We start from the raw sequence: 20,023 nt of genomic DNA on the forward strand, positions 1-20,023 counted from the left end.
ACCGCGCCCGCCGGGCCGAGCGGGCGCGTGCGGGGGAGCGGCGGTCAGCCGGAGCGGCCGCCGCTGAGGGGGTCTTCACGGCGCACGTCGATGACCTGCCCGGTGAGGCCGGAGAGCAGGACGTTGAGGGAGGTGCGGGCCACCTGGTCGGCGCTCAGCAGCGTGTGCGGGGGCTCCTGGCCGAACGCCGCGGTCCGCATGGGGGTGCTGGTCCGCTCGGGGTTGATGCAGTTGATCCGCACCTTGTCGCCGGACCACTCGTCCGCCAGCGCCTGGGTGAGGTTCACCGTGGCGGCCTTGGCGGAGGAGTACAGGCTGTAGTCGGCCCGCCCGCGGGTGTAGGAGCTGGAGGTGTAGAGCAGCAGCTGCCCGCCGGTCTTGGCCAGGTAGGGGAACGACGCCCGCGCGATGTGGATCGGCGCGAGGTAGTTGACGCGCAGCGCCTCCTCGATCGCGTCGGGGTCGATCGCGTCGAGCCGGCCGATCCGCAGGATGCCCGCCGTGTTGACGACGAAGTCGACGCGGCCGGTCGCCGAGTAGGCCTGCGCGAGCGCGCCGGCGACGTCGTCGGGACGCTCGACGTACGTGCGGGTGGCGCCGCGGCTGTAGCCGAAGACGCGGGCGCCGAACCGCTGGGCCAGTTCCGCGATGGCGGCGCCGATGCCCTGGCTGGCGCCGAACACGACCATCGTCTTGCCGCCGAGCGCCTCGGCGTACTCGGCCTCGGTGAGGTCGGGGGCGTCGGAGGAGGCGAGCTGGAACAGCTTGTCCGCGACGAACATGTCGACCGGCTCGGTGACCTTCATGTTGTGCTCGTCGCCGGGGACGACGTAGATCGGGGTGCCGGGCAGGTAGCGCAGCACCACGGTGCAGTCGTCGGTCGCCTCGAAGTCCTCGTCCCGCCACGCCTTCTCGTAGGCGTCGCGGATGGTGGCGAGGCGGAAGCCCTGCGGGGTCTGCCCGCGGCGCAGGTTCGCCCGGCGCGGGACGTCCACGATGACGTCCTCGTCGACCTGGATGATCGTGTCGGCGGACGGGATGGCGACGTCCACCGCCCGGTGCTCGCGCAGCGCGGCCACGCAGTCGCGGATGATGCGCTGCGACAGCAGCGGGCGCACCGCGTCGTGGAACAGCACGCTGGTCGTCTCGGCCGGGTGGTCGGCGAGGGCGTCCAGGGCGAGTTGCGTGGTGGCGTTCCGGGACGTGCCGCCCGGAAGCACGGCCTTGACCTTGGTGCAGCCGGCCTTCCGCACGCAGTCCGCGGCGTCCTGGAGGAAGCCGGGGTTCATCAGGACGATGATCTCGTCGACGTCGGGGGCCTCCTCGAACACGCCCAGCGTGTGTTCGAGGATCGTCTTCCCGGCGATCTTGAGGAGCTGCTTGGGAGTGCTGAGACCCATCCGCTGTCCGCTGCCACCCGCCAGGATGACGGCGACGACGCGATGCTCACCCTGCGGCGCCATGACCAATGCGACCGTCCTTCTCCTTCATGGCAGCCGGAACGGCGGCCGAAAACCGAACGTGATGCAGTCACCCGTGGGACCTGGGGGTGCGGGCGGCGCGGCTTTCGCAGGGCTGGTGATCCGCACAGGGGGGAACTGCCGCCTTACTGTACCCGGTCTGTGGAACTTTGAGGCGAATTCATCGACCTTCCAGCTTCCTGTAACCCTTGCGTGACGGGGCCTGCGGCGTCCCTGACCATGATCGTCGCGGCCTGGGGCGCCCGCGCGCGAGATCGGTCTCACTTGCCGAAGAGGGGCCTCATGTCGGGTTCGACGGCCCAGCGGGTCACCCGGCGCACCGGGGAGGTGCTCAGCACCGTGACGATGACGAAGCCGGCGAGAAGGGCCGACAGCACGCCGGGGATCGTGTCGAACCAGGCGAGCTTGTGCCAGCCCTCGAACGTGAACAGCCGCATCACGAAGCCGTGCAGCAGGTAGCCGTAGATGGTGGCGGAGCCGAGGTCGCTGTACCAGGTGCGGCGGGACGGGGTGACCGCCAGGAAGGCCAGGATCAGCACCGTCCCGGTGAGCATCAGCCCGGCGCGCATCACGGTGCCGGTGAGCTCGTCCACGCCGAGGTCGCCGTTGGAGGTGTCCCAGTTCAGCCAGCGCGCGTTCATGCGGTCCTGGGTGAGGTACGCGCCCGCGAGCGCGGCGGCCAGGAGCGCGGCGCCCGTGATCCGCGCCCACGGCCGCCGGACGATCTGGATCACCTCGGGCGACAGCGTCAGCCCGAGGACGTAGAACGGCGCCAGCCCGAGGATCCGGTACAGGTCGAGCGTGTTCCCGATGTCGGCCATGTAGGTGAGGAGGGCGACGAGCACGGCCGTGGCGAGCGGGAACCTGAGCCGCCGCCACACCGGGGTGAGCAGCCGCCAGACGAACAGCGCCAGCAGGAACCAGGTCAGGTAGTAGGGGTCCAGCGCGTCGAACTGGAACGGCCGCCCGTCGACGCCCCAGGCGAACAGGCTGTAGGCGCACTGGAAGATCAGGTACGGCGCGATGGTCGAGCCGACCAGCCGCACGGCCTTGTCGTCGGTGAGGGTGAACCGCTTGGACAGGTATCCGCTGATCATGAGGAACAGCGGCATGTGGAACAGGTAGATGAAGTTCCAGAGCGCCGCGGCCAGCGGGACGTCCCGCAGGCCCGACAGCGCGTGCCCGCCCGCGACGAGCAGGATCGCCAGGTACTTGGCGTTGTCCAGGTGCGGGTCGCGTCCTCGGGGAGCCGGACCGCCCGCTGACCGCGGCTTGTCCTGCGGGCGCTCGGCGGGGGACGCGGCCGCCGGCGCGGAGCCGGGGACCGCCGCCTCGGCGGAGTCTGGAACCGCCACGACGGACGCCTCGGGTGTCTGTGTCATGAAAGATCTCTGATCCTGGGAGGGGCTCGTGGAGCATACCTAACGAATCACGACAGAACCCTCGGAGTCACCGCGCGCGGCCGGGGCGTCACGGGCGGGCGCCGCGGGACCGGGCCCGCGGATTTCGCCGGGCGCGCCGCGCGCAAGATCCGCTGAGGCGGGTAGACCGGCGGTTACGCCGTGCGGCGGCCCTCACCGGACGCCGCGGGCGGGGCGGGGGCCCGGGAACGGGCCCGGCGGGCGCGGGGACGAGGAGGGGCATGGGATACGGGAGGTCCACCCGGCAGGGGGTGGTGATCATCGCCGGCGGCGCCGTGCTGCTGGCCGGTGTCGCGCTGCTCGTGCTGCCCGGCCCCGGGCTGCTGCTGGTGCTCGCGGGCCTGCTCATCCTCTCCCGGGAGTTCCCCGCGGTGAACCGCTACGTCGAGCCCGTCCGGGAGCGGGCGATCCAGGCCGCCGAGGAGAGCGTGACGTCCTGGTGGCGCCTGACGGGCTCCATCCTCACCGGCCTCGCGCTGTTCGGCGCGGGCGTGGCCTGGGGGCTCGTGGACGAGCTGCCGCTCAGCGGATGGAGCACGGGCTCGGGGCTCATCCTGTCCGGCTTCATCCTCTTCGGGCTGCTGTTGTGGAGCTGGCGGCGGGTCAGGGCGCGCCGCACGGAGAGCTTCCCCGAGTGACGTGCCGGGCGGGCGGCCCGCCGCGGCCAGGCCCGGCCACGGCGAATGTTCCGCCGGGTTGATCCGCCGGCCGTGCGCGCCCGTGCAAAGGGCATGGGCATCCTTCTTCGTGTACTCGTGGCCGCCGGACTCGCGGCCGACGCCGTCGTGCACTGGCGCTTCGCGCCCGACATGGCCCCCGGGCCGAACACCCCGAGCGACGTCATCCCGGGAGACGACCTGTTCTACGGCCAGGCGATCGCGGCGGCCGTCGCGGCCCTGCTCGTGCTCGCCTGGGCCCGCAGGTGGACGTACGCGATCGCGTTCGTCGTCGCGGCGAGCGCGGCCGGCGCCGTGCTGCTGTACTACTTCGTCGACTTCGGGCAGATCGGCCCGATCCCGCGGATGTACGACCCGCAGTGGTACGCCGACAAGACGATCAGCTTCGCCGGTGAGGCCGTCGCCGCGCTCGCGGCGCTGGCCGGGTTCCTCACCGCGGGCAGGGGGGAGCACGCGGACGCGTCCTCGGCCGCCGTGCGGTGACGCGGCTGTCGCTCGCCGTACCTGGTGAGACGCGTCACGAGCCGCGGAGGCGCACCGGACCCGGGTCAAGGGAACGTGTCCGGTACGCCCCGGTTCGCCAAGGCCCTTGACCCGCGAATTGAACGCTCGTTCAATATCGGTATGGGGCGCATCGCGGGCGTCACTCGCGCGGAGACGCGGGAGCGGCTGCTCAGCGCCGCCGCCGACGAGTTCGCGCGGCGGGGCTACGACGGGACGCGCGTCGCCGACATCGCGCGCGCCGCCGGCGTCAGCAACGGCGCCCTGTACGCGCACTTCGACTCGAAGGCCGAGCTGCTGGTGGCCGCGCTGCGCGCGCACGGGCGGCGGCTGCTGGCCGACCTGTTCGACGCGGAGCCCGACCGCCCGGTCGTCGAGCTGCTGCTCGCCATCGGGCGGTGGCTTCCGAAGCGCCGCGACGCCCGCGCCCACCTCGTCGTGGAGGCCCTCGTCGCGGCCCGCCGGGACGGGGAGGTCGCCGGCCCCCTGCGCGACTACGTCGGCGAGCGCGCCGACTGGCTCGCCGGCCTCATGCGCATCGCCCAGGCGGGGGAGGAGATGGACCCGGCGCTGTCGCCGAACGCGCTCGCCCACCTCTGCCTGGTGATCGGGATGGGGAGCGCGCTCATCCCGCCGGACATGCACGCCGTCGGTGACGAGGAGTGGGCCTCGCTGCTCGCGCGGATCGTGGGCGCGCTCGCGCCGCCCGTCCCCGCCGCCGTCCCACACGGGAGGAACACGATGAAGGTGCGGATCGACCCGGAGCGCTGCCAGGGCCACGGCCGGTGCTACGACCTGGCCCCCGGCCTGTTCGGCGAGGACGACGAGGGCTACGGCACGGTCCTCGGCGACGGCGCCGTCCCCGAGGGCGGGGAGCACGAGGCCCGCCTGGCGGTCGCGAACTGCCCCGAGCGGGCGATCGACGTCCTCGGGGAGGAGTGAGATGACCGCGGACGACCGCTTCGACAAGGACTTCAGGGAGCAGCGGGAGGGCCGCCCGCTCGGCACCCGGAACGAGGTCGTCACGGGCCCGGTCTCCGACTGGGCGACCGACTTCTCCCACCTGGAACCGGAGTGGGCCGCCGACCCGTACCCGATCCAGGACGACCTGCGGCGGCGCTGCCCGGTCGCGCGGACCGAGCGGTTCGGCGGCGGCTGGCTGCCGACCCGCTACGAGGACGTCGCGGCGATCGCCTACGACACCGAGCGCTTCACCTCCCGCTCGGTCGTCATGAGCAACTTCCGGCCGCCGCGCGAGGCGGCGCCGATCGGCGTCACGCCGCCGATCTCCTCCGACCCGCCGTTCCACCACGACGCGCGCCGGCTGCTGCTCCCCGCGTTCACGAGGTCCGCGGTGGCGCGGCTGGAGCCCGCGACCAGGGCGTACTGCCACGAGCTCATCGACTCCTTCGAGGGCCGCGACGTCGTGGACGCCGCCCACGAGTACGCCCAGCACATCCCGATCCGGGTCATCGCCGACATGCTCGGCTTCCCGCCCGAGGACGGGCCCCGGTTCCGGGAGTTCGTCGAGAACACCCTCGAAGGGGTCAACCTCCCTCCGGACGAGCGCATCGCGCGCATGGACAAGCTGTTCGACTACCTGCTGGAGCAGATCCGCGACCACGTCGCGAACCCCCGGGACGACCTCACCACCTACCTCGTCGAGGCCGAGCTGTACGGGCGCAGGCTCGAACCGTCCCACGTCTCGGGGACGATGGCGCTGCTGCTCATCGCGGGGATCGACACCACCTGGAGCGCGATCGGCGCCTCGCTGTGGCACCTGGCGAGGACGCCCGCGGACCGCGAGCGCCTCGCCGCCGACCCGTCGCTCGTGCCGACCGCGATGGAGGAGTTCCTGCGCGCCTTCGCGCCCGTGACGATGGCGAGGCTGGTGCGGGAGGACATGACCTGGCGCGGCGTCGAGATGAAGGCCGACGACTGGATCCTGCTGTCCTTCCCCGCCGCCAACCGGGACCCGGCCCAGTTCGACCGGGCGGACGAGATCGTCATCGACCGCGAGGTCAACCGGCACGCCGCCTTCGGCCTCGGCATCCACCGCTGCGTCGGCTCGCACCTGGCCCGGATGGAGCTGCGCACGGCCCTCGAAGTCTGGCTGGAGCGCGTCCCGTCCTTCACCCTGGCCGACCCGGCGGCGGTCACCTGGGCCGCCGGCCAGGTCCGCGGCCCCCGCACCCTCCCCGTCCGCATCACCTGAGGCGCTCGGCCAGCCGGGGGAGCAGGCGGAGCGCGTTCGCCCGGTCGACGGCGCGGTGGGCGCGGTCGTCCAGCACCGGGTCGCGGTCGAGGTCACGGGTGTTCAGCGCGACCTCGCGGGCCGAGTTCGCGGGCCAGTCGGTGCCGAACAGGACGCGGTCGGCGCCGACGGCCGCGATCAGGGACGGCGTGGCGTAGGGGGAGACCGGCAGGGCCGTGTCGTAGTGGAAGCGGCGGAGCGCCGGGCGCATCCGCGCCGGGAGCGGGCCGCCGTCCTCCCGGGCCGAGCGCTCGGCCCGTCCCGCCATGTACGGCAGGAACCCGCCGCCGTGGGACAGGATGACCGACACCCGCGGGTACCGGTCGAGGGTTCCGGCGGCGATCAGGCTGAGCGCGGTGCGGGTGGTGTCGAGCAGGTAGTCGGCGAGCCAGTCCCCGACGCCCGGAGCCTCGGCCAGGCCCCTGGGCGCGACGGGGTGGGCGAACACGACCGCGCGGCGCCGGTCGAGCTCGGCCCACAGCGGGTCGAACATCGGGTCGCCGAGGTAGTGCCCGGCGGCCGAGGTGTTGAGGAGGACCCCGTCCGCGCCGAGGTCGTCGAGGGCGTGGGCGATCTGCCGCACGGCCAGGTCGGGGTGGAGCATCGCCGCGTTGGCGAAGAAGCCGAACCTGGTGGGGTGCTCGCGCACCAGCTCGGCCAGCGACTCGTTGCACACCTGGACGCCCGAGACGGCGAGCCTCCGGTCCGTGAACGCCTCGGCGGGCACCGGCGCGGACGCCACCCCGGCGGCGATGCCGTTGGCGTTCATCGTCCGCAGGGTGCTCGGCAGCGTCCAGCGGGCCCAGGACGGTCCGCCGGTCGGCGGGAGAAGGCCCTGCTCGATCGCCCATTCCCGCATCCTGCGCGGGACGGCGTGGTGGTGGGTGTCGATCCTGCCGCGCGACCGGCCGGGGCCGGCGGCGGCCGCCTCACCTGCCGGAACGGCGGCCGCGGCCATCGCCAGGCCGGTCACCTGCAGGGCGCGGCGGCGGGTCGTCTCGGGCATGCGGGTCTCCTTCGCTCGTTCGACGGGCCGCCCACCCAAACTCTCTCTCATAAGAAAGTCTCATCTAAGACTATATCAGAAGGCTCTAAACTGGAGCGATGCTCGACGACCTGCTCGAACGCATCCTGTCCGAGGACGGCGACCCGGCCGTCCGGCACGTGGGCCTCGGCATGCTGCTGGCCACCGCGCACAACCGGAGCCGGGCGAGCATGAACGACGAGCTGCGCCCCCTCGGCGTCGACGTGCGGGCGTTCTGCATGCTGCTCGCCCTGGAGATGTACGGGCCGTCCAGCCAGCGGCGCCTCATCGACCTCACCGGCATCGACAAGTCCACGATGGTGCGCGTCGTCGACGAGCTGGAGGCGGGCGGCCTGGTCCGGCGCGAGCGCGCCCCGCAGGACCGCCGGGCGCACTCCATCAGCCTGACCCCGGACGGGACGCGCACGCTGGAGCGCGGGCGGCGCGCCGCCGCCGACGTCGGCGAGCGGCTCTTCGGCCGGGTCGGCGGAGACCAGCGGGACCGCCTCGTGGAGCTGCTCCGCCGGATCGCCGAGGACGCGGGCTGAGCGAACCGCCCGGGGCGGCGCCGCGGGGGCGTGTGTCGTAAGCGGAGGCCGTGGCGCTGAGTAAGAGAGAGGTCACGCGGTAGAGAAGTCCCTAGCGCCACAGGAGAGAGTGAACATGATCCTTTTGCTGGGCCGGCCGGCATGAGCGGTGCGGACGAGGTCGTCGTCCACGAGACGCTGCCGTCCCGCGTCCTGATCGGGCCGGGCGCGAGCGATCTCGTCGCGGACGAGGTCGCGCGGATCGGGGCCGGAAGGGTGCTGCTGGTCGCGGCGCCGTCCGCCGCCGGGCCCGCCGACCGGATCGCCGGAGCGCTCGGGGCCGGGCTCGCGGCGCGCTTCGACCGTCCGGCCCCGCACACCCCGGTCGCCGTGACGGCGCGCGCCCTGGAGGCGGCCGCGGGCGCGGACTGCGTGGTCGCGGTCGGCGGCGGCTCCGCGATCGGCCTGGCCAAGGCGGTGTCGGCGCGGACGGGGATGCCGCAGGTCGCGGTGCCGACCACGTACGCGGGCTCGGAGATGACGCCCGTGCTGGGGGAGACCGAGGACGGCGTGAAGACCACGCGCCGCGCTCCGACGCTGGCGCCCGGGACGGTCGTCTACGACCCCCGCCTCACCCTGGGCATGCCGTCCGGGCTGACCCGGACCAGCGCGATGAACGCGCTCGCCCATGCCGTCGAGGCCCTGTGGGCGCCGGACGCCACGATGGTCACGGACGCGCTGGCGACCGAGGCCGTCGCCGGCATCCTGGGCGCGCTGCCCGACGTGCTGGACGACCCGGCGGGGCCGGAGGGGCGCGCGCGTCTCCAGTCGGCCGCGTGGCTGGCCGGGATCTGCCTGGCGCGCACCCGGATGGGGCTGCACCACCAGCTCGCGCACGTCCTCGGCGGCGCGTTCGGCCTCCCGCACGCCGAACTGCACACGATGCTGCTGGCGCACGTCATGGCGTTCAACCTGCCGTCGGCGCCCGCCGCCTCGGCCCGGCTGGCGCGGGTGGCCGGGCCGGACCCGGTCGCGGTCGTCGCCGCGCTGGCCCGGGAGCACCGGGGCCCGACCCGCCTGTCCGCCCTGGGCGTCCCCCGCGAACGGCTCCCCGAGATGGCCCGGCGCGTGGCCGCCGACCCCTATCCCAACCCGCGCACGCCGGACGCCGACGCGGTCGCGGAACTGCTCGACGCGATGTGGTGAGCGGCCGGTGGCGAATGTTTCTCGCGATATTCGAATAGGGGTCGCCGTTCTCCCGCGGTCAATGAACCAGTCAATGGGATCCTCTATTCTCGGTGTATGTCCACTCCCGGTCCGGAGCCCGAATCGAAATCGGTTCGGGTGCTGATTGTCAGTGACAATCCGGTCTCCCGGATCGGATTCGCGTCGCTGCTGGAAGCGGTGCCGCACGTGGTCGTCGCCGGGGGCGCCCCCGTGGACCGCGCCCCCGCCGCCGTCCGCGACCACGCGCCCCACGTGGTCCTGCTGGACGCCTCGCCGCCGCACCCGGGCACCGTCGGACGGCTGGCCCGGGCCGGGCCCGGTGCCCGGATCGTCGTGGCGACCGCGTCGCAGGACCCGCACGTCCTCGTGCGGGTCCTCGCCGCGGGGGCGCACGGCTGCCTCACCTACGGCCACTTCGAGCCGGCGGAGCTCGCGGACGTCCTGGTCGCGGCCGGGCGCGGGCAGTCGTCGCTGTCCCCGCCGGTGGTGACCGCGCTCGTGCGCTGGCTGCACGACGGGACGCGCCGCCCGCAGGTCCGGCCGGATCCCGGGCTGACGGCCCGCGAGGCCGAGATCCTGGACCTGATCGCCGCCGGGCTGACCAACCGGCAGATCGCCCGCCGCCTGGTCATCGCGGAGAAGACCGTGAAGAACCACGCGCACCAGATCTACAAACGCCTCGGCGCGGCCGGCCGCGAGCACGCCATCGCCCGCTGGCGGGAATTGCGCCCGGCGTCCGCCGGCGGCGGGACGGACGTTCCCTAAAACCGTTCAAGGGCGGCGACAAACCGATCGCCGCAGGTCCTGCGGAGTCCTAGGACCGGTCCCGATTGAAGACGGGACCGGCCCCCGCCTTTACTTGCCTGTTGCGGTCCCGCATGCTCTGGGCGTCCGGTTCGAAAGAACTCAATCGCCTTTCTATTCGGGATGTGAACGGTGTTGAAATTCAGTCGTCGCCGTCGCGTGCTCCGGGAGGCCCGGTGAGCCTCCCGCGCCGCCCCGCTCTCAGCGTCCTCGCCGGGGCGCTGGCAGCGGCCGCCCTGACCCTCTGCCCGCAGCCCGCGGCCTCCGCCGCCGGGCCCCGCGTCGACCTGCGGGTGCTCGTCGTCACCGACGGAAGCGGCTCGGTGTCGGCCGTCGCGGACCGGTTGACGACCGAGGGCGTCCCCCACACGACCGTCGACCTGCGCGACTCCGGCCGGCCGGTGATCGACGAGGCGTTCCTGTCCGACACCGTCGACGGGGCGCCGCGCGCCAAGTACCAGGCCGTCGTGCTGCCCAACGCGGCGCCGTTCTCCAACGCCGCCGAGATGACGGTGCTCGCCGACTACGAGAAGCGGTTCGGGATCCGCCAGCTCGACTCCTACGTCTACCCGTCCGCCACGGTCGGGATGAACGCCCCCGGCTACGCCGGCACCCTGGACGGGACCACGGCCGAGGTCACCGGCGCCGGGCGCGGCGACGCGTTCCGGTACCTGCGCGGGCCCGTCCGGTTCGACGACAACGCTGCCGACGTCGGCGAGAGCTACGGCTTCCTGGCGACGCCCCTGCCGGACGATCCCGCGACCGGGGCGTCCTTCCAGACGTTCCTCACCGGAACCGTCCAGGGCAGGACGGGCGCGCTCGGCGGCGTCTACACCCACGACGGGCGCAGCGAGCTGGTGCTGACCTTCAGCGCCAACAGCGACCAGTGGCAGTCCCGGACGATCGGCCACGGCATCGTCACCTGGCTGACCAAGGGCGTCCACCTCGGCTACAGCCGCAACTACTTCGGCGTCCACGTCGACGACGTGTTCCTGCCCGACGCGCGGTGGAGCACCGAGGACGACTGCACTCCGCACGAGGACTGCGAGGGCCCGACGTTCACCGAAGAGATCCGGATGAAGCCCGAGGACGTCGCGTTCGCCGACCAGTGGCAGACGCGCCGCGGGTTCGCGCTCGACCTGGCGTTCAACGGCGACGGCAGCGACGACGAGATACGCGAGAAGGGAGGCGACCCGCTCGCCGACGCCTTCGTCGCCGCCCGCGGCAGGTTCCGCTGGCTGAACCACACCTTCGGCCACACCTACCTCGGCTGCCGGCAGGACCTGCGGTTCCGGCCGTGGACGTGCCTGAAGGACCCGGAGACCGGCGAGACCCTCTACGTCGGCGCCGACGACATCGAGCAGGAGGTCACCAGGAACATCGACTGGGCGACCGCCCGCGGCATCGCCCTCGACACCCGCGAACTGGTCACCGGCGAGCACTCGGGCCTGCGCATCCTGCCGCAGCAGCCCGACGACAACCCGAACCTCGGGCCCGCGCTGGCCGCGGCCGGCGTCGAGTGGACGGCGGGCGACGCCTCACGCGAGAGCGGGCAGCGGGAGCTCGGGGGCGTGCGGACCGTCCCGCGCCATCCGCTCAGCGTCTTCTTCAACGTCGCGACGGAGGCCGAGGAGGTCGACGAGTACAACTACCTCTACACGCGCCGGGCCGACGGCGGCAGCGGCCTGTGCGAGGACCACCCCGACACGGCGACGTGCATCGCGCCGCTCGACCCCGCCACCGGGTTCACGTCCCACATCGTCCCGACCGACGCGCGGATCACGCTGTCGCACGTCCTCGGCAACGACCCGCGCCCGCACTACGCGCACCAGTCGAACCTCACCGAGGGCCGCATCCTGTACACGCTGCTCGACCGGGTCCTCGCCGACTACCGCGCGGTGTTCGCCGACGACACCCCGGTGACGAACGTCCCGATGGCGGCGGCGGGCGCGGAACTGCGCCGGCAGGACGCGTGGCGCGCCGCGCTCAGGGGCGGCGGCGTCACCGCCTACCTCCAGGACGGCAAGGTCACGATCAAGGCGCCGGGCGGTCTCGACGTGCCGGTCACCATGCCGGAGGGCACCCGGGAGGGCGGCGAGCCGTTCGGCCGGGCCTACGCGGGCGAGCGCTCGGACCACCGGGCCGGGGACGTCACCCTCACCCCGCCCGGAGCCTGACGTTGGAGATCACCCTGGTGACGGAGGGAACGTATCCGCACAACTACGGTGGCGTGAGCGTCTGGTGCGACCAGCTCGTCCGGGGCATGCCGGAGCACTCGTTCCATGTCCGGGCGCTCACGACCACCGGGTCGGAGCCGGTGGTCTGGGACCTTCCCGGCCATGTGACCGCCGAGTCCGTCCCGATGTGGGGGCCGTCCGGAGGGCGGCCCCCGTCCCGCGGCGAGGCCCGCCGGTTCGAGCGGCTCCTGCGCCCCTTCCTGGACGCGGTCCTCGCGCCCTCCCGGGACGCGGAGGTCTTCCCCCACCTCCTGCGCGGGCTGTTCGAGTTCGGGCGGACGAGCGACCTCGGTGCGGCGATGCGCACCGAGGGGCCCGTCCGCTGGCTCATGGACGCCTGGACGGCCCGCGCCGACGAGTTCGACCGGATCGGCGTCCGGCCCACCGTCCACGACGCGCTCACGGCGATCGACCTGCTGGAGCACCTGCTGCGTCCGCTGACCGTCCCGCCGCCGCGCGCCGACGTCACGCACGCGGTGTCCAACGGCGTCCCCGTGCTGCCCGCCCTCGCCGCCAAATGGACCCACGGAACCCCGCTGTGCCTCACCGAACACGGCATCTACCTGCGGGAACGCTATATCGGGATGCGGCGGTCGCCGTTCGCGTGGCCGGTGAAGGCGGTGGTGCTCGGCTTCATGCGCCTGCTGTGCGCCGCGGGTTACCGCTCGGCCGACCTGCTCACCCCCGCCAACCTCTACAACCAGCGGTGGGAGGTGAGGTGCGGCGCCGACCCCGGGAACATGGAGACGGTCTACAACGGCGTGGACCCGGCGAGCTTCCCGGCCGCCGGTGCCGAACCCGCCGGCCCCGTCCTCAGCTGGGCGGGGCGCGTCGACCCGATCAAGGACCTGGAGACGCTGATACGGGCGTTCGCGCTGGTGCGGGAGGAGCTGCCGGAGGCACGGCTGCGGATGTTCGGCGGCACCCCGTCCGGCGGGGAGCGGTACCGGGCCCGCTGCGAGGAGCTCGTCGCCGACCTCGGCATCGCCGGGCGGGCCACGTTCGAGGGGCGGGTCGACGACATCCGCGACGCCTACGCGGCGGGCACGGTGGTCGTCCTGTCGAGCATCTCCGAGGGCTTCCCCTACACGCTGATCGAGGCGATGACCTGCGGCCGCGCGACCGTGGCGACCGACGTCGGCGGGGTGCGGGAGGCGGTCGCCGACACCGGGCTGGTCGTCCCCCCGCGCGCGCCGCGCCAGATGGCGGACGCGTGCCTGCGGCTGCTCGGGGACGAGATGGCGCGGCGGCGGCTCGGCCGGGCCGCGCGGGAGCGGGCGCTGGAGCTGTTCACCGTGGACCGCGCGATCGACGCGTTCCGGGACATCTACGCGGGGCTGCGCGCTCCCGGCGGCGCGAACCGCCCGGCGGCCGAGGCGAGGCTCGCGTGAGCGCCTCGGTGGAGGGCCTGCGCGAGCGCATGGCCGACCTCTGCGCGGGCGCCGTCGACGCGCTGGAGGTCACGGCCGGGCTGGAGGCGGAGGGCGTCAACGACGAGGCCGCCAAGGCCTACGGCCATCCGGACGTGTTCGCGCTCGCCGAGGATCTGTACGCCCGGACGCCGCGCCGCCCGCCGCCGCCGGAGAACGCCGAGGCGCCGTGGAGGCCCGAGCCGCTGCGCCACCTGCTGCGCGGCGTGCTGTTCGGCCTCCCCGGGCTCTGCTACGTCTCCGCTTCCCAGGTGCTGGACGGGACGGGCGCGGGCCTCCTCCTGGTGTTCTCGCTGCTGCTGTCCTGGGCGTTCAGCCAGGGGACGGCCTACCTCGGGTACGTCCGGCTGGGGCTCGCGGGCCGGGCGGCGGCGTCCGGCGTCCTGCGCTACGGGCTTGCCGGCGGGACGCTGGTCGTCGTCCCGGCCACGGTGGGCGGGGGCGTCCTGACGGGAGCGGGCACGATGGCCACGGCGCTGTCCGCCGGGCTGTCGGCCTACCTGCTGTCCGCCACGGCCGTGCAGGTCAGCGGCGCCGAGGTGTGGCTCCTCCTGGCGCTGCTCCCCGGCGTCGCCGCGGCGGCGCTCCACCTCGCCGGGCACGGGCCGCCCCCCGCCGCCTGGGGCGCGTGGGCGGTGTCGCTCGCGGCCACGGCGGTGCTCGCGCTCCTCTGCACGCGCGGCGCCGGACGTGCAAAGGTGACGCGCGCGGACCTCAGGGCGGCGCTGCCGTTCGCCCTCTTCGGCGTGCTGACCGGCGGGCTGCTGACGTACACGCTGCTGTGCGCTCTGGCGGGCCGTCCCGTCCCGTCGGGGACCACGACGGTGGCGGTGCTGTCGCTCTCGCTGTCGATGGGCTGCGCCGAATGGGTCCTGTACGCCTACCGCCGGCGCGTCCACGACCTCCTGCGGTCGCACACCGGGATGGCCGGGTTCACGCGCGCCGCCCGCACCGTCCTGGCCCGGGCGCTCGTCCAGTACCTGGCGGCGCTGCTGACGATCACCGCCGCCGCCGCGGTCATCGCCCGCCTGCCCGCCACGGCCGTCACGGCGCGGACGCTCGGCGGGTTCGCCGCGCTCGGCTGCGCGTTCTTCACGGCCCTCGTCCTGCAGGCCTGCGGCCGCATCGGCGCCGCCCTCGCCGGATACGCGTGCGCCCTGGCCGCCGAGGCCGCGGCGGCCACGGCCCTGCCGGACGCCGCCCCCGCCACGGTCCAGCTCGCCGCCGCGTGCGGGCTGCTCGTCCTCCTCACGATCCACGCGGGCCGCGTCCTGGCCCGCGCGACCTCCCATCGATGAAGGGCAGACAACGATGCAGAACACGGTCGCCGTGACGGGAGCCGACGGGTTCATCGGCTCCCACCTGGTCGAAGCGCTCGTGGAACGCGGGCATCGCGTCCGGGCCATGGTGCAGTACAACTCGTTCGCGTCCTGGGGATGGCTCGACGACGTCGCGCCCGACGTGATGGAGCAGGTGGACGTGGTGCCGGGCGACGTCCGGGACCCGGCGTCGGTGCGCGGCCTGGTCCGGGACGCGGAGGCCGTCTACCACCTGGCCGCGCTGATCGCGATCCCGTACTCCTACCGGGCGCCCCGCTCGTACGTCGACGCCAACGTCACCGGGACCCTGAACGTCCTGGAGGCCGTGCGGGACGAGGAGACGCCGCGGCTCGTCCACACCTCCACCAGCGAGACGTACGGGACGGCGCGGCGCGTCCCCATCGACGAGTCGCACCCCCTCCAGGCGCAGTCCCCGTACGCGGCCACGAAGATCGCGGCGGACAAGCTGGTGGAGAGCTACCACGCCTCGTTCGGCCTGCCCGCGGTGACGCTGCGCCCGTTCAACACCTTCGGGCCCCGCCAGTCGGCGCGCGCGTTCATCCCCACCGTCGTCGGCCAGATCGCCGCCGGGACCGGCGCGGTCCAGGTCGGGGCGCTCGAACCCACCCGCGACTTCACGTTCGTCCGCGACACCGCCGAGGCGTTCGTCGCGCTCGGCACGGCGCCCGCCGGGGACGTCGTCGGCGGCACGTTCAACTCCGGCACCGGCGTGGAGATCTCGATGGGGCGGCTCGCCCGGACCATCGCCGGCCTGATGGGCGCCGACCCCGAGTTCCGGTGCGCCGCCGACCGCGAGCGCCCCGCGGCGTCGGAGGTCATGCGGCTCGTCTGCGACAGCGGACGGCTGCGCCGCGTCACCGGCTGGCGGCACCGGCACACCCTCGAAGAGGGCCTCAAGCAGACCGTCGAGTGGTTCCTCGACCCCGCCAACCTGGCGCGCTACCGGACGTCCACCTACACCATCTAGTACCTACACCCTCTAGTGAGGCACCATCATGCACGCCGTCATCCTCGCGGGCGGCAAGGGAGTGCGGCTGCGCCCGTACACGACGACCCTTCCGAAGCCGCTCGTCCCCATCGGCGACGAGTACTCCATCCTGGAGATCCTGCTGCACCAGCTGTCCCGGCAGGGGTTCGCCACCGTGACGCTGGCCATCGGGCACCTCGGGCACCTCATCCGGTCCTACGTCGGTGACGGGAGCCGGTGGGGGCTGCGCGTCGACTACGCCTCCGAGGAGGCGCCGCTCGGCACCATCGGCCCGCTGCTGACCATGCGGGACCGGCTCCCCGCCGAGTTCCTGGTGACCAACGGCGACGTCCTCACCGACCTCGACTTCGCCGGGCTGCTGGACGAGCACCGGGCCGCCCGGCCCCCGCTGACCGTCGCCACGTACGCGCGGAAGGTCGACATCGACTTCGGCGTCCTCACCGCCGTCGACGGGCGGGTCGTCGAGTTCGCCGAGAAGCCCACGCTCGACTACCAGGTCAGCATGGGCGTGTACGGGGTGTCCGCCGCCGCGCTCGCCGCGTACGAGCCGGGGTTCCCGCTCGGCTTCGACGAGCTCGTCCTCGACCTGCTGGCGGCCGGGCGCCATCCGCGCGCGTACCGGTTCGACGGGTACTGGCTCGACATCGGCCGGCCCGCCGACTACGACCGGGCCAACGCCGAGTTCCCCGCGCTGCGCCCGCAACTGCTGGAGGGCCGCGTCCCGGCCTCCCGGCGGTCATGAGCCGGATCCTGCTGGTCGGCGCGACGGGGTTCGTCGGCCGGCACCTCCGGGCGCGGGCGGCCGCCGCCGGATTCGACGTCGTCGCGGCCGGACGGTCACCGGGGCTCGGCGGCCTGCCGCTGGACCTGACCGCCGGCCCCGGCGACGTGGCGGCGGCCGTCCGGCGCGTCGCGCCGGACGTGGTCGTCAACTGCGCCGGGGTCACGCACGGGTCCCCCGCGGAACTCGTCCGGGGCAACGTCGTCGCCGTCGCGAACCTCCTCGCGGGGGTGGCGGCGGCGCCGGGGCCCGTCCGGCTCGTGCACCTCGGCTCGGCCGCCGAGTACGGGCACGTCGAGCAGGGCACGCCCGTCTCGGAGCTCGCGCCGCCGCGCCCGCTCGGCCCGTACGGGGTCACGAAGCTGGCCGGGACGGAGCTCGTCCGCGCCGCCGGGCTCGACGCGGTCGTCCTGCGGGTGTTCAACCCGGTCGGGCCCGGCGCGCCCGGCACCACGCTGGCCGGGCGGCTCGCCGCCGCACTGCGCCGGACGGCGGGCGCCGGCGAGGACGTGCGGGTGGGGCCGCTCGACGCGAGCCGCGACCTCGTGGACGTGCGCGATGTCGCCGACGCGGTGGTCGCCGCCGTCCGCGCCCCCGGCGCGCTGCCCGCCGTGCTGAACGTCGGCAGCGGGCGGGCCACGCCGCTGCGGGACATGGCGGCGCTGCTGCTCCGCGTCACCGGCGCGCGGAGCCGGGTGCTGGAGTCCGCCGCGGGCTCGGACCGGTCGGCGGGCGTGGCCTGGCAGCGCGCCGACATCGGCGCCGCCGGGCGGGCGCTCGGCTGGACCCCGGCCACCGACCTGACGACGTCACTGCGCGACCTCTGGACGGACCACCTCCTAAAGGAGCGGAGCGAACCGGGGGGTGTGGGGGGTCGTCCCCCCACAGGGAGCACGGATGAGCGGAGCGATGCGGGGGGTGTGGGGGGTCGTCCCCCCACAGGGAGCACGGCATGAGCGGAGTGGGGCTTGCTTCGTCGGTGGCCGTGCCGGCGTACTTCCCTCCCGGCGCCGTCGACTGGACCGACCTCGCCGACCCTCGCCTCGGCGCCGTCGTGCTCAACGTCGACAGCGGCGCGGGCACGGCACGGGACGGCGGGTTCGCGGACGTCGCACACCGCACGTCCGCCGCCGGGGTGCGGCTCGCCGGGTACGTGGACACCGCGTACGGGCGCCGCCCGCCCGCCGAGATCGAGGAGGAGGTGCGGCGGTACCGCCGGTGGTACGGCGTCCGGGCGGTGTTCCTCGACCAGGTGCCGGCCGGGCCCGAGCACGTGCTGCGGTATCGGCGCATCGTGGCGGGCGTCCGGGCGCGGGGCGCGGAGCACGTCGTCCTCAACCACGGCGCGTACCCCGACGAGGCGTACGCGAGGCTCGCCGACCTGCTCGTCACCTTCGAGGGCCCGTGGTCGACGTACCGGCACGTCCGTGCACCCGAGTGGGCGACGCGGATGCCCGCCGAGCGGTTCTGCCATCTGGTCTACGCGGCGCCGCGGCCGGTTCTCCCACGCGCGCTCGCGCGGGCCGGACGCTGCAACGCAGGCGTCGTGTACATCACCGACCGGACGGGAGCGAACCCGTGGAACGGCCTGCCCGAGTACTTCTCCAGGGAGCTTTCCCTCGTCTACGCGGCGGACTGAGCGGGGTCGTGTCGTTCCGCTGCGATGGTCCGGCCGGTGCCTTACGCTCACACCCCATGCGTGGACCACTGGTGCGAATCACGTCCGTCCTGGTCGCCGGGACGTCCCTGCTCGCCGCTCCCGCCATGCACCCCGCGGCGCTCGCCACCGCCGAGGCAGGCACAGTCAAGGCAGGCACAGTCAAGGCGGGCACCGCCGCCAAGGGAGATCTGGGCAAGGACCTCGACGCCATCCTCGCCGACAGCCGCCTGGAGGGCGCCACCGTCGGCGCCGTGGTGCGCGACGCCCGTACGGGCGCCGTCCGCTACTCGCGGGGCGCGACGGCACAGGTGATGCCCGCCTCGAACATGAAGCTCTACACGTCGGGAGCGGCGCTGTCGCTGCTGGGGCCCGGGTACCGGTTCCGCACCGGCGTGTACGCGCGGGCGGTGTCCGGATCGTCCGTCAAGGGCGACCTCTACCTCAAGGGCACCGGCGACCCGACGACGCGGGCCGCCGACTACGACCGGCTCGCCGCCCAGGTGGCGGCGCGGGGGATCCGGCGCGTCGAGGGAGGCCTCGTCGCGGACGACTCCTGGTTCGACGCCGTCCGCACGCCCTCCCACTGGGACCCCACCGACCTGCAGTACTACTACGCCGCGCAGACGTCCGCGCTGACCGTCGCTCCGGACGACGACTTCGACGCCGGATCGGTCGAGGTGTCGGTGCGGCCGGGCGCCGCCGAGGGCGCGCCGGTCGAGGTCGGGCTGGCCCCGGCGACCCGTACCGTCAAGATCGACAACAGGGCGGTCACGGGCGCTCCCGGGTCGCCGTCCACGCTGGCGGTGAACCGGGCCAACGGCAGCGATACCATCGTGGTGAGTGGCTCCCACCCCGCGGGCGGCGCGGCCTACACCACCCTGCGCACGGTCGAGAACCCCAGTCTGTACGCGGCGGACGTCTTCCGGAGCGCGCTGCGGGCGCACGGCGTCGAGGTCGAGGGCGCCACCGAGCGCGGCCGGACCCCGAAGGGCGCCGCCGCGCTCGCCGCCCGCTCCTCGATGCCGCTGTCGCGGCTGATGGTGCCGTTCCTCAAGCTCAGCAACAACATGGTCGCCGAGACCCTGGTCAAGGCGATCGGCCGGGAGAAGGCGGGCGAGGGGAGCTGGACGGCGGGCCTGCCCGTGGTCGAGAGGTACGCCCGCGGCCAGGGCGTCCCCACCGCACGGCTGGACATGGCCGACGGATCGGGGCTGTCGCGCGAGAACCGCACGACCGCGCAGGACGTCAGCACCATCCTGAAGAAGGCGCAGAGCGCGCCCTGGTTCAGCACCTGGTACCGGGCGCTGCCGGTCGCCGGCGACCCGGACCGGCTCGACGGCGGCACCCTGCGGTCGCGGATGCGGAACACGCCGGCCGCGGGCAACGTGCACGCCAAGACGGGGACGCTGACCGGCGCCTCCGCGCTCTCGGGCTACGTCACCGACCCGTCCGGGCGGCGGCTCGTCTTCTCGGTCGTGCTGAACGGCTACCAGGGCGCGGCGCCCAAGGACATCGAGGACAAGGTCGCGATCCGGCTGGCCGGGGGAGACCCCTCCGCCGTCCGGACGTTCCGCACCTCCGGGAACGCCCCGCAGCTGGAGTGCTCCTGGATCGGCCGCTGCTGACCGGCGAACGCCTCTGACCAGGGGCGGGGCGCGTCCCGCCGCCGGC

General features: G+C 74.0%; 18 protein-coding genes. 15 read left to right on the forward strand and 3 right to left on the reverse strand.

The window, feature by feature from the left end:
- Nucleotides 1-44: 44 nt before the first annotated feature.
- A complete protein-coding gene (locus tag ABD944_RS31445; protein WP_345182899.1) occupies nt 45-1,463 on the reverse strand; it encodes an SDR family NAD(P)-dependent oxidoreductase in 1,419 nt (472 codons plus the stop codon).
- A 278-nt stretch (nt 1,464-1,741) separates the two neighbouring features.
- Nucleotides 1,742-2,863, reverse strand: coding sequence for an acyltransferase family protein (locus ABD944_RS31450; protein WP_345182900.1), 1,122 nt, complete (start codon nt 2,861-2,863; stop codon nt 1,742-1,744).
- A 260-nt stretch (nt 2,864-3,123) separates the two neighbouring features.
- Between ABD944_RS31450 and ABD944_RS31455 the strand changes: the two genes are divergently transcribed.
- The 4 genes from ABD944_RS31455 (at nt 3,124) to ABD944_RS31470 (ending at nt 6,295) form a co-directional block, all read left to right on the forward strand.
- Nucleotides 3,124-3,540, forward strand: coding sequence for a PGPGW domain-containing protein (locus ABD944_RS31455; RefSeq protein ID WP_345182901.1), 417 nt, complete (start codon nt 3,124-3,126; stop codon nt 3,538-3,540).
- A gap of 117 nt (nt 3,541-3,657) precedes the next feature.
- Nucleotides 3,658-4,062 carry a hypothetical protein gene (locus ABD944_RS31460; protein ID WP_345182902.1) on the forward strand — a complete coding sequence of 135 codons (405 nt, stop codon included), beginning with the start codon at nt 3,658-3,660 and terminating at the stop codon, nt 4,060-4,062.
- 141 nt (nt 4,063-4,203) lie between these two features.
- Nucleotides 4,204-5,022: a TetR family transcriptional regulator gene (locus ABD944_RS31465; protein ID WP_345182903.1), complete on the forward strand. Its 819-nt coding sequence runs from the start codon at nt 4,204-4,206 to the stop codon at nt 5,020-5,022.
- Between the two features lies 1 nt (nt 5,023).
- Nucleotides 5,024-6,295, forward strand: coding sequence for a cytochrome P450 (locus tag ABD944_RS31470; protein WP_345182904.1), 1,272 nt, complete (start codon nt 5,024-5,026; stop codon nt 6,293-6,295).
- Here ABD944_RS31470 and ABD944_RS31475 read toward each other — a convergent pair.
- Nucleotides 6,288-7,340 carry an amidohydrolase family protein gene (locus ABD944_RS31475; protein ID WP_345182905.1) on the reverse strand — a complete coding sequence of 351 codons (1,053 nt, stop codon included), beginning with the start codon at nt 7,338-7,340 and terminating at the stop codon, nt 6,288-6,290. The genes ABD944_RS31470 and ABD944_RS31475 overlap by 8 nt on opposite strands.
- Before the next feature lie 98 nt (nt 7,341-7,438).
- Here ABD944_RS31475 and ABD944_RS31480 point away from each other — a divergent pair, with 98 nt between their 5' ends.
- From ABD944_RS31480 to dacB, 11 genes are all read left to right on the forward strand, one after another.
- Nucleotides 7,439-7,906 carry a MarR family winged helix-turn-helix transcriptional regulator gene (locus tag ABD944_RS31480; RefSeq protein WP_345182906.1) on the forward strand — a complete coding sequence of 156 codons (468 nt, stop codon included), beginning with the start codon at nt 7,439-7,441 and terminating at the stop codon, nt 7,904-7,906.
- Nucleotides 7,907-8,047: 141 nt separating this feature from the next.
- Nucleotides 8,048-9,091 (forward strand): maleylacetate reductase, encoded by a 1,044-nt coding sequence (locus ABD944_RS31485; RefSeq protein WP_345182907.1) that lies wholly within the window; start codon nt 8,048-8,050, stop codon nt 9,089-9,091.
- 138 nt (nt 9,092-9,229) lie between these two features.
- Nucleotides 9,230-9,877: a LuxR C-terminal-related transcriptional regulator gene (locus tag ABD944_RS31490; protein ID WP_345182908.1), complete on the forward strand. Its 648-nt coding sequence runs from the start codon at nt 9,230-9,232 to the stop codon at nt 9,875-9,877.
- A 215-nt stretch (nt 9,878-10,092) separates the two neighbouring features.
- A complete protein-coding gene (locus ABD944_RS31495; RefSeq protein WP_345182910.1) occupies nt 10,093-12,093 on the forward strand; it encodes a hypothetical protein in 2,001 nt (666 codons plus the stop codon).
- Between the two features lie 17 nt (nt 12,094-12,110).
- On the forward strand, nt 12,111-13,544 hold the full coding sequence (gene pelF / locus ABD944_RS31500; RefSeq protein ID WP_345182911.1) for a GT4 family glycosyltransferase PelF: 1,434 nt from the start codon (nt 12,111-12,113) through the stop codon (nt 13,542-13,544).
- Nucleotides 13,541-14,881 carry a hypothetical protein gene (locus ABD944_RS31505; RefSeq protein ID WP_345182912.1) on the forward strand — a complete coding sequence of 447 codons (1,341 nt, stop codon included), beginning with the start codon at nt 13,541-13,543 and terminating at the stop codon, nt 14,879-14,881. The genes pelF and ABD944_RS31505 overlap by 4 nt, the downstream gene beginning before the upstream one ends.
- A gap of 13 nt (nt 14,882-14,894) precedes the next feature.
- Entirely contained in the window at nt 14,895-15,890 is a 996-nt protein-coding gene (locus tag ABD944_RS31510; RefSeq protein ID WP_345182914.1) for an SDR family NAD(P)-dependent oxidoreductase, read from the forward strand.
- Between the two features lie 28 nt (nt 15,891-15,918).
- Nucleotides 15,919-16,653: a nucleotidyltransferase family protein gene (locus tag ABD944_RS31515; RefSeq protein ID WP_345182915.1), complete on the forward strand. Its 735-nt coding sequence runs from the start codon at nt 15,919-15,921 to the stop codon at nt 16,651-16,653.
- Nucleotides 16,650-17,648, forward strand: coding sequence for an NAD-dependent epimerase/dehydratase family protein (locus ABD944_RS31520; protein ID WP_345182917.1), 999 nt, complete (start codon nt 16,650-16,652; stop codon nt 17,646-17,648). The genes ABD944_RS31515 and ABD944_RS31520 overlap by 4 nt, the downstream gene beginning before the upstream one ends.
- Nucleotides 17,645-18,331 carry a spherulation-specific family 4 protein gene (locus tag ABD944_RS31525; RefSeq protein ID WP_345182918.1) on the forward strand — a complete coding sequence of 229 codons (687 nt, stop codon included), beginning with the start codon at nt 17,645-17,647 and terminating at the stop codon, nt 18,329-18,331. The genes ABD944_RS31520 and ABD944_RS31525 overlap by 4 nt, the downstream gene beginning before the upstream one ends.
- Nucleotides 18,332-18,387: 56 nt before the next feature.
- Nucleotides 18,388-19,977: a D-alanyl-D-alanine carboxypeptidase/D-alanyl-D-alanine endopeptidase gene (dacB, locus tag ABD944_RS31530; RefSeq protein WP_345182919.1), complete on the forward strand. Its 1,590-nt coding sequence runs from the start codon at nt 18,388-18,390 to the stop codon at nt 19,975-19,977.
- The last annotated feature ends 46 nt before the right edge of the window (nt 19,978-20,023 follow it).

It is taken from the genome of Actinomadura verrucosospora (assembly GCF_039540335.1).
Classification (GTDB): Bacteria; Actinomycetota; Actinomycetes; order Streptosporangiales; family Streptosporangiaceae; genus Spirillospora; species Spirillospora verrucosospora.